This window comes from Akkermansiaceae bacterium (assembly GCA_024233115.1).
Lineage (GTDB): Bacteria > Verrucomicrobiota > Verrucomicrobiia > Verrucomicrobiales > Akkermansiaceae > Oceaniferula.
Genome location: JACKQB010000003.1, coordinates 489,379 through 503,222 on the forward strand (window position 1 = coordinate 489,379; position 13,844 = coordinate 503,222).

Here is a 13,844-nt window from a genome sequence, read left to right on the forward strand (position 1 = left end):
CTTACATGGTTGCCGGCTTACTTTCTGCCTCCACCTCTTCCACACTGAGCTCCATACCGCCTACGGGAGTTTCCATGGGGCTGACGATGACCCGGGTGCCGTCTTTCAGGCCACCGGAAATAATGACGGTCTTGTTGAGTGTCCGCGCAACCTGGACGGGCACAAACCTCAACTTGTTCCCGGCATCCACGGTGAGTAATGTGTTATCGGAGCGCAGGGCACTACGGGGGATCTTGATTACCTTTTCCAGAGTCCTGCCACGGATCTCCGCCTTCACAAACAAACCCGCTGGCGGCAGCGCATAGCGTCCGCCTGATTTGTTAGATTCAATCCCGGCCACCAGGTAAATGGTCATCGTCCTCTGGTCAACAAGCCCCTCACTGCGAATCACCTTGCCTTTCCAGGTCTGCCATTGATTCCCTATGGTGGCCGTAGTGGTCACTGCGGCACCGATGATGTCATCCTTGTCGAGGTATCCCATTTCCTCAAGCGTGACCGGCACCCGGACTTCAAATTCATCCACAGAATAGACATCGGCCAGTCGGGCACCGGCCACAATAAACGACCCCATATCGGTGTAGGCAGCCTCCACCCGACAATCGTAGGGAGCACGTAGCTTGGTGCGGTCCAGATCACGTGTGGCTTTTCCCACAGCGGCCTCGGCCGACGCGATACGCGCCTTGGCGCTGGCAATCTGGGGCTTTCTCAACACCAGATCCGAGGGCTCGCCGCGTCCGAGCTTTTGCCAGTCGCGCTGTGCTTGTTCAGCCCGTGCTTCTTCCTGGGCAAGCAGGAGTTTGGCATCGGCCAGTGAGGCTTCTGCGGTGGCTAACATCGAGACGTAGTCGGCACTGTCGATTTCCAACATGATTTCATTTTTTGCAAATACCCCACCAGCTTTAAACTTGGGTGAAACCATCACCACACGCCCCATGACCTCGGAGGCGGCTTGGGTCCGCCGACCTGGCTCGACCCGACCCTGGGTCCGCACGTAGAGCTGCTCGTCGGCCGAGTTCACGGTAATAACCCGCACGACCGGTATGACGCGTGGTGGAGGTTCTTTATCAGCCTTGGGGCCGTGGGTTTCGAGATATTTTTTACCCGCCAAACCGAGGACCAGGACCAAGACGATAGCCACTCCCTTGGAAGTATGGGCCCATGCTCTTTTCGGACTGTGTTGTTCACTCATGATAAAAAATGTTAGGGAGCCACTGTAAATCCTCCACCCAGCGCAAGATGCAGGTCGATCCTGTTGGTGAGCCTTAACCGACGCAGCGAGGCGTATTGTGACTCCAGCTGAATTTTACGTGATTGTGCGACAAACAAAGTCATCACGTCGCCGTTGCCATCACGATAGTCGTCGCCCGCGGCCTTTGCCGCATCACGGGCCAGGTTCATCGCTTCACGGATCTCGTGTTCGCGGCGTTGTAACCACCTCTCGTTTGCCAAAGCCTGCTCCACCTCTCCAAAGGCATTGAGCACCGTTTTATGAAGCGTGGCCAGAGCTTCACGCTGGTTGGAATGGCGCACCCGCACTTCACTTCGAATGCGTCCCCCTGCCAGAATCGGGTAAAATACGTTGGCTCCGATCGACCACACACCGAAGTCGCTGTTGATAATCTTACTGAGTGAGTCTGTCGTAGTTCCCGCTGTGCCGGTGATCTTGAAACTGGGGAAAAGTGCGAGTTTCGCCTCCTTGATCCGCTTACGCGTTGAGGCATACCGGCGCTCGGCGGCCATAATGTCGGGTCGGCGCAACAGCAACTCCGATGGCAACCCCGATGGAGGCGACGAAGGCAAGGCTGGTAACGATGCACGCCCCGCTACTTTTGCCGAGGGATACCTGCCGACGAGCAGCTCAAGCTGCCGACGCGCCGTTTCCAGATTCCCCTGCTTGGCGGAAAGGTCCGCTTTGGCGGATGCCACATCCGTCTGGGCCAGGCGAAGCTGTGATGCGGAACCTCCTTCAGCCCGCATGTCCCGCTCATAACGGTCGCGCACCGCATCCTCGGTTTTTTTCCGTATGGTTAGAGCTTCCTTGGCGAGTGCCACCTGCTCGTTGGCCTCGGCCAAGGCAAACCATGCTTTGCAAACTTGCGCCGCGAGGGAAGCACGGGCAGCCCGGTAATCCTGCCCTCCCGCCTGCCATTCAGCAATCGACGCAGACTTTCCTGCCCGGGCCCGCCCCCAGATGTCCGGCTCCCAATCGACCTTGAGATCCACACCGTAACTTTCAGAGGTCACAGAGCCGCCGAAGGGAAAGCCGATGAACCGGATTTTCTGCCGGTTTCCCTTGGTCGTCAGGCCGACTTGCGGTTGGGAAAGTGCACTGGCCACGCGCGCGGCCTCTCCCGCCCGTATCACCCGCTCAGCGGCGATACGCATGTCCTGGTTCGACCGGAGGGCTTCGTTTACGATCATTGTCAGCCGACTATCTCCAAAGCGTTTCACCCAGTCGGCATCCACCCCAGCCCTGGCTTGCCTGGTAGCCGACCAGGTCGACGGCGTTTTACCCGATACAACACCGATCGATGAATCGGGTGCCTTGGCCACGCAACCTAACATCAACAATGATGTCAGTGAGGGAAACAGGTATTTCACTCCCGCTCTCCTTCCTTAGCTAGAAAGCCTGACAAGCAAAACGTGATCATCTCCTGGAATTGTGTCTCCGCGTCTGGATCACCGCAAGCACCTTTGGTTAGTTTGATCAACAAATCCCCGTGCAACAGTGTCTGGGCCATCACCCCAAAGGTGTAATGCAAACGCCAGAGCACTTGTTCGACCGATAATCCGGGCGCCGCGGCGATCAACGCCTGGGTAAAGGCCTCCGCCACCTTTTCAAACTCCGGAATGATCGCCGGCGGTAGAGCGCCCTGGTGATCCATCACACACCGGCCCATGAGTTTGAAAAACAGCTTCTCACTCATCCTACTGCGTTTGACCATCGTGAGGAACGGTCGCATGAAGGCTTCCAGCAACTCCCTGACCGATGCCGTCCGGCCATTCGCGGTCAACACCTCCAGCCGACGAAGACGCTCGGCATTGACCGGCTCGATATAGCGGCATTGGATTTCCTCGAACAGCTTCTCCTTACTGCCGAAATGATAGTTCACCGCCGCCACGTTCACCTCTGCGGCGGTGGTGATGTCGCGTAAGGACACCGACTCGAAACCGTGTTCAGCCAGAAGCCTCTCGGTGGTTTCGAGAATCAGGGATTTGGTGGTTTTCTTGGCGGCCAGCATTCAAGCGCACGATTTAAACGATTGCTTTAAAAATGCAAGGCCATAATTAAAGCGCTTGTTTGAAAACTGGAGCTGTCCCGAAAAAAAGCCGACCGGTTCTTGCCATCGCGGGCATGGTCAGTCTAGTTTCCGCGCATGAAAATCGGCTTGATCGGATGCGGCAGGATGGGAAGTGCTTTGATTGGAGGCATTGCCCAATCAGACATAACTACGGCGGAAGCGATCATTGTTTATGATCCCAACCCGGCTTCGGTCGATGACATGGTAGAAAAAACGGGTGTCTCACGGGCAGCTGACAATATCGAGCTCACCACGCTGGCGGACACCATCCTACTGGCGGTCAAGCCACAGTATATCTCAGCTGTTCTGGAGGAAATAGCGCCAGTGCTCACCCCCCGGCACCTGCTCATCTCGATCGCGGCCGGTGTCACGCTGGAAAAAATGGAGTCATTCTGCCCAAGCGAAACAAAGATTGTCCGGGCCATGCCCAACACCCCGGCGATGATTGGACTTGGCGCCACCGGTATTGCGCCCGGTCGTCATGCCACCCCCGCTGACCTGAGGATCGCCAGGCGGGTGATGGAATCCGTCGGCACAGTCAGTGAAACCACCGAAAGCCAACTCGATACCGTCACCGGGCTTTCCGGCAGCGGTCCCGCCTACGTCTACACTTTTATCGAAGCCATGGCCCTACAGGCTGAAAAAGAGGGCCTCCCCTTCGACGATGCACTCAAGCTGGCCGTACAAACAGTCCTCGGCGCAGCCAGCATGGTGAATGCCACGGGAATGTCCCCACGTGATCTGGTCAACCAGGTCACCTCCCCCGGGGGAACCACCCTGGCCGGACTTGCTGCACTGACAGAACATGGTTTTGAAACCAGCGTTGCCGCAGGTGTGCACGCGGCCACGGAACGATCACGGGAAATTGCCCGGGAATCGTAAACAAAGAAACCGCTGCCGCTGCCGCCAAGATTCTGCCATATTTCTGAAAGTTCTTCCGTCCGCTGACGTAATCGCTCTGCAGGCGCTTGATTCTTCCCCGATTCCCCCGATTCCATTTGCCAAATCGGCATCCGGGCATTATCTTCCCCGCCTACTCAACACCGACTTTAAACACCAACTTCAACAACTACAACCCATGGGACCTCTCGGATATCCAGAAATGGTGGTCATCTTTTTGATCATCCTCCTTCTTTTCGGCGCTAAAAAACTTCCCCAGCTCGCACGCGGACTGGGTAAGAGTATGGGCGAATTCAAAAAAGCCAAAGAGGAGTTTGAGCACGAGATCACACGTGCGGAGGACGAGGTGACCAAGGAACCCGTCGCTAAGTCGAGCACCTCCAAGGAAAGCCGGCCGCGCGATGACGAGGACGCCTAACCGGAGCCAACAATCAATATGGTTCTACCCACACCATCCACATCCATGAAGTATGCCTCGACACTGCTCGGGGCATTTTTCTGCCTGCTACTGACTGCCTGCAGTGAGAAAAAAGGATCCACGGAGAACTGGGAGAACCCGGGTAACACGGCGGCTACAAATACGGAAACAGGCGCCGCGCCCGCTGCTGTCAGCACCGGTGAAACTGCCCAGTCCCCAACCACGGAACACAGCCGGGAAGTCCGCTTCCTCGCCTACAACCTGAAAAACTACCTGACCATGCGCCGTTACATCGACGGCAAAGCCGTCTACACAGGCAAACCCGAGGAAGAGATCAGAGCCCTGATGGATGTCGTCAAGCTGGGCAACCCTGACATCCTGGGGGTGTGTGAAATTGGCAGCGATAAAGACCTCAAAGACTTCCAGGCGCGACTGAAAACGGCAGGTATCGACCTCCCCCACACGCATCGCGTCGAGGGCGCCGATGAGACCCGCGCCCTCGCCATCCTATCGCGCTACCCCATCGTATCCACTGCGATCCCCAGTAAACTCGACTACACGGTCAGCGGAGTCGATTTCAAAATCAGCCGGGGTATTCTCGATGCCACGCTTGCATTACCCAACCGCAAGGTCCGCTTCCTTGGTGTCCATTTCAAATCCAAACGCCCCATCAAGGAGGCCGACCAGGAGCTGATGCGTCGCAGTGAGAGTCTGCTGCTGCGACAGCATATCGACGAAATCCTGAAAGCAGCACCCGACACCCAACTTCTGGCCTACGGTGATTTTAACGATACCAAGCGCACCAAGGCGGTCTACACCATCCGGGGACGTTCCAACAGCCCGCTGCGTATGGAGATGCTGGAAATTGCCGATTCCCGTGGTGAAAACTGGACCCACAACTGGACGCGGGAAGACATCTACTCACGTTTCGATTTTGCCATGGTGAACACGAACCTGGCACCCCACATCAACAAGGCAGGCTGTAAACTCCTCGACCCTGGATTCTGGGAACTCGCCAGCGATCACCGTGCGCTTCTGGTATTGATCAAGTAAGCGGACTTTGTTCCCTTCTTGACTGATATTGCGCGATTTGCGATAGTGCTGATGATGATTAAATGGCTATTTACGCATATTTACCACCTCTGGATACTGTTGTCGATAGCATCCCCGCTTAACGCGGCAATCATTACAGTCGACACGTCTACAGACGAGTTAAACACACCGACAGGTCCCAACACCTCACTCCGTGAAGCCATTCGAGATGCCACTACGGGTGACACGATAAACTTTGCCCCCTCGTTAAACGGAGCAGTGATTTTTCTTCTCTCGGGTGAGTATCTCATCGACAAAAACCTCACAATCGATGCGTCTGCTCTAGGGAACGGTCTCACCCTCTACGGAGCTGGAGATCGCATTGCACGTATTTACGGTAGCTTGGCTACTATCAAAAACATAACATTCAGAAATGGCACAGCCTCTAACGGAGGCGCTCTACACATTTCCAACGGCTCGACGGTTAATATGAACCAATGCAGGATCGTGGCCAACAAGGCTCACGGAACCGGTGGCATCACAGGTTTGGGAGGTGGTATTTACTGCGATTCTTCAGCCCTCATCATCATCAATTCAACGATCGAACAGAATTCCACAACGACTGATGTTGGTGCCGACCTGGCTGGTGGTGGAATTTCCATGAGCGGAGGGAACACTACATCACTGACCCTCATCGGCACAACTGTTCAAAACAATAGCACACCTATGCGCGGTGGCGGTATTCATAGCACGAGCACAGGAACAATGACGATCATCGATTCCACCATAAGTGGAAACAACGCTGCATCAGGCGGGGGGATCGATCTGACATCGGGCACCTTGACACTATCAGGTAGCACGGTCTCTTCCAATGTTGGCTCTAGTAATGGAGGAGGAATCTACATCACTAGCGCGACTGTAGATCTGATTAAGTCGACATTCGCCAATAACATATCAACTGCAGAAGGAGGCGCTATCGATCTTAACAATAGCGCGATAGTAACTATCGAGAGCTGTACCATTGCAGAAAACACGAGTCAAAACGGAGGCGGTGTTCACAACAACAACTCCACCCTCAGCCTCGTCAACTCCATCGTAGCAGCCAATGGTGCCAGCTATGGAAAAGACATCTATTTTCAGAGTGGCACCCTCACCCGAAGTGGCGTGAGTATTGTTGGATCCAATGATCAGTGTGATACCCCCTTTCCAGCAGGAAATCCTAATGTCAACGGTGATATCGTGGGTACAATCATAGCTCGAATCGAACCTGGCCTCTCCCCGCTTGGATATTATGGAGGCCCCACGATGACCATGCATCCTCTGACGAATAGCCCGGCCTACAACGCAGGGGGATCAACAAGCCTAAGCACGGATCAGCGTGGCTACCCGCGAGTGGTTGGAGCATCGCTCGACACAGGAGCCGTCGAAGTAAGCACCACACTACTAGTCACCACAGCTATCGATGAAAACGATGGAGGACTCGGACTGGGCGTTGGCAATTCGTTACGTGAATGTATTCAGGCTGCAACGTCACCAGGCTCCCTCATTAGTTTTGCACAAGTCCTCGATGGAAACACCCTTACCATTACCAATGGCGCCATACCCGTGTCAGCACAAACGGTTCTCATTGATGCCTCCGGCTTGAGTAATGGCATCACTATCGATGGCGACAGCACCTATGGCATATTCAATTGCTCATCATCAGCCAATCTTTCCATAAATTCGCTGACAATCACCAAGGCAGGGGCTCGTGCCATCACTTCTGAATCAGGATCATCACTCAGCCTTTCTAACTGCGCATTTACTGCCAATCTGTCAGGATGTCTCGATCTGGAGCTGAGCAAGGCGAGTATCCGATATTGCGATTTTACGGATAACACCCTCAATACCGTATCCAGTGGCGGAGGTGCCGCCGTCTTTGCGCTGACTTCGGATGTCGTCATTGACCAAAGCTCATTTGTTGGAAACTCTACAGTCTCCACAGGAGGGCCTCTTGGAGGAGCCATCCGATCGGCAGTCTCCACACTTCATGTCTCACGCTGCAACTTTTCAAACAACTCAGCTCTAGGCAGTTCAGCAGGAAAAGGAGGAGCCATCTACCTTTCTCACCTACTAGGACCAGCACTCTCCTATTCATCGATCACGAATTCGACGTTCAAAGGCAACCAATCGGCTTTGGGAGGAGCCATTGAACTGGGAAATATCATTGGCAGCATTGAACTCAGCCACTTGACAATCACGGGTAACGTCAGTGATTTGGGCGGAGGGATTAATCTCAAGTCCGCGGGAACCGACGGGAAACTCCTCCTCAATCACTGCATTATTGCAACCAACCTTTCCCCTATCAACGCAGATATCAACTACGATCCTTCTGGCGGAGGCAGCAATCCCATTGTTGTGTCTGGACCCAACCTCATCGGGGATAATTCCTCAGTCGCCTCAATTTTCCCTGCGGGCGCGCTTGTTGGCACCATGGCCACACCTCTTGATCCGATGCTGGGATCCCACTCCAACCACGGAGGTTTTACCAACTCGATCCCGTTACTGCCCGGTTCCCCAGCTATTGATGCGGGCTCCGTCATATTCCCGGCCTTGCAAAATGATCAACGTGGTTTTAGCAGGATGATTGGAACAGCTCCCGATCTCGGGGCCTACGAAAATGGCCACATCGTAGGATACTCAACCTGGGTGGAAGAAAAAATCGCCTCAGGCTTGGATGCCGATTTTGCGGGTGACTCAGAATTTGATACCAATCGAAACGGCGTCGAGTACGCCACAGGGAGGCATCCCGCAGTGACAGAAGACGCCGCCATACTCCATCTTACCCGCGTAGCCAAAGCGGGCGGAGGTTATGAAATGCACATCACCTTCGCCTATGAGCCCGATGCTCCTGATATCAAATACATCCTACAACGAAACACAACGCTCGACGCCTTTGGCGCTCGCTATCGCTTCACTCCGTCAACCGGTATCGAACAACTCCACCCCAGTGGTAATGTCACAGCCACCTACGATGAGATCAACAAAACCATTACCGTAGTGGATGACGGAATAGGCGACGGCCCGAGATATTTCTGGAGATTAATGATCGAAGAACTGCCAACCTCACCCTAACACCTTATCGAGCCAAGCGAGCATTTTCTTGCGATACTCACCGTGATTCCGGTCCAGTGAATCGACATGGGTGCCGTTTTCGACTTTGAAAAAGGTTTTGGGCTCCCTGGCTTTCTCGAAGAGCTTCTCCCCCTGCCCGACGGGAACCATGGTGTCAGCCGTCCCGTGTATGATCAACAAGGGGACCGATGGTAACTTGTCGATGTAGTCGATGGTGGATAGCTCGTCTGTCGTCAGGTTGGCACCTACCTGACCGGCTTTTTGCCTCGCCATTTCCTTGTAGGAGGCAAAGGCCCCGTCGGTAATCACCGCGCGCAGTCCCTTGATGGGTTTCATTGCCAGGGCCACCACTGATTTGGCGCCGCCAAGGCTATGGGAAAATGAAACCAGTTTGCCGGCATCGACGTCCTTTCGCGATGCCACGTACTGGAATGCCGCCGTCACATCCTCGACGAGTCCCTTGCGGGAAAGCTCCCCCTTGGACTGGCCAAAGGCGCGGTAATCGTAGAGCAGCACATTGTAGCCAGCAGGCATCAACCAGCTGATAAAGCCGTAGTGATGGGCCACCGAGCCGGCGTTACCATGGGAAAACACAACGGTGCCCTTCGCCTTGCCGGCACCAAGATTACTCGGCAGAAACCATCCGTGTAGCTCTGTGCCATCGGCTGACTTGAATGTGACGTCCTCATACTTCGCCCCGTATTTCCTCGGTGTGAAGGGTTGGTCCTTGGTGGGAAAATAAAACAAGCGGTTGCCCCCGTTTTTCCCCAGAAATGCCTCCGCAAGCTTGGATAGCTGGCCATCCTTGTCGTCCAGCAGACCATTTCCCGGTTTTTCACCAGCCTTGGGCCCGGCGGGAGCCTCGTCAGCAGATACCTGGGGAGAGAGTAGTGCACAGGCTGCCAGACCTGCGAGAAGGGAGGGCATCGTAAATTGTTTCATCGGAAGAATAGCGTCCGTGGACGCCGCCCTTGTTTGAAAATCGGCCGATTGCCGGCACCTGTTGGCACCTTGCTAAGCGTCGAGCTCCAGGGCGGCCTTCTGGGCAGCGGTCCTTGCTTCCCCCTTGTGCGCCTTGTCGGCCTCCGCCTCTGTAGTGAGGCGCATTCCGACAGGCTTGGAAACACCGAAGTCCTCCATGGTGACACCATACATGACGTCGGCCCGTGCCATCGTCCGTTTGCTGTGGGTCACAATGATGAACTGGGAGTTATCGATAAACCTGTCGAGAACCTTGAGGAATCGACCGATGTTGGCCTCGTCAAGCGGCGCGTCCAGCTCGTCAAGCACACAGAACGGGCTCGGCTTGATCTGGTAGATGGAGAACAGCAGTGCCACAGCCGTCATCGAGCGCTCACCACCGGAGAGCAGGCTGATCGACTGGAGTTTTTTGCCCGGAGGTTTGGCGATGATATCGATCCCGCTTTCCAGTGGATCGTGTTCATCGACGAGCACCAGGTTGGCGATGGCTTTGTCACCAAAGAGCACCTTGAACATGCCTTTGAAGTTCTCGGCCACCTGATTGAAGGTTTCGGTGAAACGTTTTTTGGTCTCGACGTTGATCTTCTCGATGACGTTGATCAACTCGGTTTTGGAGTTGACCAGGTCATCGTGTTGGTTGCGGAGATTGGTATTATGCTCCTCAAGTTCGTCGAATTCCTCGATCGCGTCCACGTTGACAGGCCCCATGGAGTCGACTTTGCGCTTGAGATCGACCACTATGCTTTCGATGAGTTCCCAGTCCGGCCCGGAGTCGCCGGGAAACTCGATGACCTCATCATCGGTCACCTCGATCGCAGCCAAATCGGTCACCTCAGTTGGCGAGTATTCCTCGCCTTCCCTCTCGGCGCGACGCTGTTCTTGTCGGTCATATTGCTTGGCACGCTCCTGGAGGCAGGTCAGCAATGCGTGGGCGTCCGGGCGGAAATGCTTGAGTTCGATCTGGTGACGCTCCATCACGCTTTCGTTGAGATTTTCCAATCGGAGACCAATCTTGGTGGCTGCGATTTCCTCACGGCCTTTTTGATCAGAGATCTTGGAACACTCGTGACGAAGGTCGGACAGTTCTTTTTCGCTGACCTCGATCGCCCGGTGGAGTTCACCCCGGCTGGCTGAGGTTGACTCGAGAAGCTCTTCCAGGTCGCGGGCCTCGGCCCTGTTCATCTCGATGGTCTTGGCCAGCTCAGAGTTTTCGGCAGTTGCTGCCTCCATACGCTCGGTAAAGGCCGCGATTTCCTCATCACGACGATTGCTTATCTGGCGCAACTCCTCGAGACGTGCCTCCATCGGTGAGCGTTGGCGTTCGGCGGCTTCCAATGCCTGACGCTCAACGGCAAGCCTGGTGCGGAACTCCTGCAGTTGGGATACGGCTTCGTTTTCACGGCGGCTCGCTTCCTCGAGTTCACCCGCCAGCTTCACCTGGTCAGCTTCTATCTGCTCTAGGCGTGCGCGGGCCATGGAGAGATCGCTTTCGAGTTCCTCGCGTCCCATGACAGCATTGGAATCACGCTCCTTGATATCGTTGCGCTCCCACTGGACAGCGGAGATTTTGCTTTCGAGTGATTCCACCTCACGGCTGGCGAGGGTGAGCTGGCCCTGGAGTGTTGACTCCTCGACACGGGCTTTCTGCAGCCTTTCCCGGGCAAGCTCGGATGCTTCACGCTGCTCCCTCACCAGGGTTTCGAGTTCGGCGAGGTGGGCGCGGGCTTCTTCGTCGGCTGTTTCGAGCTCCGCCACTTCGATTTCCAGGGAACGCACCTCGTTCTGGCGTTCCAGCACCGAACTTTGGTCGCCTGTGCTAACCCCCCCGGTGATCAGTCCTTCGGGGCTGAAAACCTCACCTCGCAAGGTGACCAGGGTCACGCCGGGCAGTTCCGGGCGCATACTCATCGCGGTGGAAAGATCGCTGACGATGAGCACCTTGGATAGCAGGCTCTCGACCACGGCGGCGACTTTGGGGTCCGATTTCACACGGTCCATCGCCCAGGTCTCGGCGCCATCCGGCACGGTCATCATCTGGCCGGCGGAGGTTGGCGAGACAAAGTCTTCCGGAATGAGGGCGGCTTCGCCGAGTTTCTTTTCGGTAAGACGATCAATAATCGCCTGCGCGTAACTGGAGTCGGTAACCAGGACGGCTTGCAAATGCGAGCCGAGTGCCGCCTCCACGGCTACCGTGTAGGCATGTTCCACCTCAATGAGGCCAGCTAACACGCCGCGCACACCGTTCTTAAAAAACCCAGGTTCATCGAGCCCCTTGAGCACGGCCTGGGTTCCTTTTTCAAATCCTTCCCCGCTGTCGACGAGCTGTCGGAGTACATCGAGGCGTGAGGAAACCTTGGCGAGATCCTTATGACTCGCAGAAGCAAGATCCCGAGCGGCATCAAGGTCACCCCGTGTGTGCTGGAAGGTACGTTCGGTCGTTTCCTTCTCCTCCTCAAGAGCAGCCAGCTTGCTACGGCGGGTCTCCAGCTCGGAGGCAATACCCTCCTGCTCCATCACCGCCTCTTCGTGCTCACCCTGAAGTCGTTCCTCCTCCTCGGCAAGTTTGCGTGAGCGCTCGAGGCTGTTCTCCATCTGCGTCAACGCGCTTTCAATTTTCGCCTGGCTGGCGGCGATGACCGACTGGGTGGTATTTGATTCAGCACGCAGGCTGCGGAGAATGTTTTCCTTTTCCTCACGCTCGTTTCGTTGGGCAGCGGCGCGGGACTCATGTTCAGCTAACAGGGCCTGCTGCGACTCGATCCGGCCAGTGAGATCGTTCAGCGTCTGCTCGGCTTCGATAAAGTCAAGTTGCTGCTGCTCGAGTTTCTGTTGGGCTTCGAGGATGTCGCTTTGGTTCTGGCTGACCCGGGCCTCGAGTTCAGCCTGGCGTTCCTTGTTGAAGGCGATCCGGCTCTCGGCAGCGCTCGCCGCATTGGTGTGGTGGTTGAGTTGCTGGCGGATTTCGGAGAGTTCCGCTTCAAGGCTCTGGGCGGCATCGCGGGCCTTGACGACAGCCTGTTCTTTTTCGGGAAGTCCTACTTCCAGCTCGGTCTCGCGGACCTCAAGTGAATGGATCGAGTTTTCAAGCTCACTGAGTTCAGCTGTGTATTCGGTGTATTTGCGATGGCTGAGGTGGGTGTCCAGTATGCGCACGTCAGTGGCGAGTTCCTGATAGCGGCGGGCCTTGGCGACCTGGCGCTTGAGGGAATTCATGCGGCGTTCCTGTTCGGCGAGGACATCGGATACACGGAGCAAGTTGGCCTCGGTGTACTCGAGCTTGCGTAAGGCCTCACGCTTTTCCTTTTTGAACTTGGTGATACCGGCGGCTTCCTCGAAAACCGTCCGACGGTCTTCCGGCTTGGAGCTGAGAAGCATGTCGATTTTCCCTTGCTCCATGATGGAGTAGGAGGTCCTGCCAATACCCGTATCCATGAAGAGTTCGTGAATATCGCGGAGGCGACAAAGGCTGCCATTGATACGGTACTCTGACTTGCCATCCCGGTAGACCCGGCGGGTAATGGCGACCTCGTTGAAATCGACCTTCAACGTTTTTTCGCAGTCGGCCAGCGTCATCGTCACCTCGGCCATACTCAGGGCTGCGCGTGCTTTGCTGGTTCCACTTTTATCCGTGCCGTTAAAGATGACGTCAGCCATTTCACCGCCACGCAAAGCCTTGGCGGACGTCTCACCAAGCACCCAACGGATGGCATCAACGACATTTGACTTGCCACAACCGTTCGGCCCGACAATTCCGGTCACACCTTTCGGGTGGAATTCGAACTTGGTTTTATCGGCGAAGGATTTGAATCCGTGTAGATCGAGTGACTTGAGATACATAGTATGTGTATTGGGTGCGGGAGATTTCAGTAAGGGCAGACGACGTGGGAGGGTGACGTGGGGGGGATGACGTGGAACGGTTCGAGCCGAGGAAGATCAGGTTCCGCCAGCCGGTTCCCGACACTATAATGCTGAACGGCACTACTCCAAGACAATTAGGCGGAAAATCGTATATATGGTGTATTCCCCACAAGTTTATACTACATATTGCGGTTGTCATATTTAAGAAAGCCTAAGCAAAAAGCCTGCCCACAGACCTC

The 13,844-nt window shown here is 55.5% G+C and carries 9 protein-coding genes; 4 read left to right on the top strand and 5 right to left on the bottom strand.

Translation table 11 applies throughout. The features are described 5' to 3' along the window. Nucleotide 1 precedes the first annotated feature (1 nt). From H7A51_10050 to H7A51_10060, 3 genes are read right to left on the bottom strand one after another with little or no spacing between them, the layout of a single operon-like run. The gene (locus tag H7A51_10050) at nucleotides 2-1,189 is read right to left on the bottom strand and encodes an efflux RND transporter periplasmic adaptor subunit (protein ID MCP5536559.1); all 1,188 of its coding nucleotides are present in this window, start codon (nucleotides 1,187-1,189) and stop codon (nucleotides 2-4) included. 11 nt (nucleotides 1,190-1,200) lie between these two features. After that, nucleotides 1,201-2,601 carry an efflux transporter outer membrane subunit gene (locus H7A51_10055; protein MCP5536560.1) on the bottom strand — a complete coding sequence of 467 codons (1,401 nt, stop codon included), beginning with the start codon at nucleotides 2,599-2,601 and terminating at the stop codon, nucleotides 1,201-1,203. Next, the gene (locus H7A51_10060; GenBank protein ID MCP5536561.1) at nucleotides 2,598-3,242 is read right to left on the bottom strand and encodes a TetR/AcrR family transcriptional regulator; all 645 of its coding nucleotides are present in this window, start codon (nucleotides 3,240-3,242) and stop codon (nucleotides 2,598-2,600) included. Before H7A51_10060 ends, H7A51_10055 begins: the two co-directional genes overlap by 4 nt. Before the next feature lie 135 nt (nucleotides 3,243-3,377). Between H7A51_10060 and H7A51_10065 the strand changes: the two genes are divergently transcribed. The 4 genes from H7A51_10065 (at nucleotide 3,378) to H7A51_10080 (ending at nucleotide 8,766) form a co-directional block, all read left to right on the top strand. Next, the gene (locus H7A51_10065; GenBank protein MCP5536562.1) at nucleotides 3,378-4,184 is read left to right on the top strand and encodes a pyrroline-5-carboxylate reductase; all 807 of its coding nucleotides are present in this window, start codon (nucleotides 3,378-3,380) and stop codon (nucleotides 4,182-4,184) included. Nucleotides 4,185-4,380: 196 nt separating this feature from the next. Next, nucleotides 4,381-4,620, top strand: coding sequence for a twin-arginine translocase TatA/TatE family subunit (gene tatA / locus H7A51_10070; protein MCP5536563.1), 240 nt, complete (start codon nucleotides 4,381-4,383; stop codon nucleotides 4,618-4,620). A 45-nt stretch (nucleotides 4,621-4,665) separates the two neighbouring features. Next, on the top strand, nucleotides 4,666-5,673 hold the full coding sequence (locus H7A51_10075) for an endonuclease/exonuclease/phosphatase family protein (GenBank protein MCP5536564.1): 1,008 nt from the start codon (nucleotides 4,666-4,668) through the stop codon (nucleotides 5,671-5,673). 18 nt (nucleotides 5,674-5,691) lie between these two features. Then, nucleotides 5,692-8,766 (top strand): right-handed parallel beta-helix repeat-containing protein, encoded by a 3,075-nt coding sequence (locus H7A51_10080; protein ID MCP5536565.1) that lies wholly within the window; start codon nucleotides 5,692-5,694, stop codon nucleotides 8,764-8,766. Here H7A51_10080 and H7A51_10085 read toward each other — a convergent pair. Continuing rightward, nucleotides 8,758-9,708, bottom strand: coding sequence for an alpha/beta hydrolase (locus H7A51_10085; GenBank protein ID MCP5536566.1), 951 nt, complete (start codon nucleotides 9,706-9,708; stop codon nucleotides 8,758-8,760). The genes H7A51_10080 and H7A51_10085 overlap by 9 nt on opposite strands. Before the next feature lie 72 nt (nucleotides 9,709-9,780). After that, a complete protein-coding gene (smc, locus tag H7A51_10090) occupies nucleotides 9,781-13,584 on the bottom strand; it encodes a chromosome segregation protein SMC (protein MCP5536567.1) in 3,804 nt (1,267 codons plus the stop codon). Nucleotides 13,585-13,844 lie beyond the last annotated feature (260 nt).

Bases quoted from the DNA above. Each gene is read 5' to 3' on its own strand.
- H7A51_10065 (MCP5536562.1), top strand. From the start codon at position 3,378: ATGAAAATCGGCTTGATCGGATGCGGCAGGATGGGAAGTGCTTTGATT.
- H7A51_10060 (MCP5536561.1), bottom strand. From the start codon at position 3,242: ATGCTGGCCGCCAAGAAAACCACCAAATCCCTGATTCTCGAAACCACC.
- H7A51_10075 (MCP5536564.1), top strand. From the start codon at position 4,666: ATGAAGTATGCCTCGACACTGCTCGGGGCATTTTTCTGCCTGCTACTG.
- H7A51_10085 (MCP5536566.1), bottom strand. From the start codon at position 9,708: ATGAAACAATTTACGATGCCCTCCCTTCTCGCAGGTCTGGCAGCCTGT.
- H7A51_10050 (MCP5536559.1), bottom strand. From the start codon at position 1,189: ATGAGTGAACAACACAGTCCGAAAAGAGCATGGGCCCATACTTCCAAG.
- smc (MCP5536567.1), bottom strand. From the start codon at position 13,584: ATGTATCTCAAGTCACTCGATCTACACGGATTCAAATCCTTCGCCGAT.
- tatA (MCP5536563.1), top strand. From the start codon at position 4,381: ATGGGACCTCTCGGATATCCAGAAATGGTGGTCATCTTTTTGATCATC.